The sequence below is a fragment of the Citrobacter sp. W9 genome (assembly GCF_026719375.1).
In the GTDB taxonomy this organism is placed as follows: Bacteria; Pseudomonadota; Gammaproteobacteria; order Enterobacterales; family Enterobacteriaceae; genus Citrobacter; species Citrobacter werkmanii.
This window is the reverse complement of record NZ_JAPPTE010000101.1, coordinates 1-250: the sequence shown is the minus strand read 5'-3', so window position 1 is coordinate 250 and position 250 is coordinate 1. Positions and strand designations below refer to the sequence as shown.

Here is a 250-nt window from a genome sequence, read left to right as displayed (position 1 = left end):
ACCGAGATTCCCCCAGTAGCGGCGAGCGAACGGGGAGCAGCCCAGAGTCTGAATCAGCATGTGTGTTAGTGGAACGGTCTGGAAAGTCCGACGGTACAGGGTGATAGTCCCGTACACAAAAATGCACCTGTTGTGAACTCGAAGAGTAGGGCGGGACACGTGGTATCCTGTCTGAATATGGGGGGACCATCCTCCAAGGCTAAATACTCCTGACTGACCGATAGTGAACCAGTACCGTGAGGGAAAGGCG

At 54.8% G+C, this 250-nt stretch carries 1 rRNA gene; it reads left to right on the top strand.

Annotated elements, in window-relative coordinates:
* A 23S ribosomal RNA gene (locus tag OOJ59_RS28075) occupies positions 1-250 on the top strand; the annotation flags it as partial.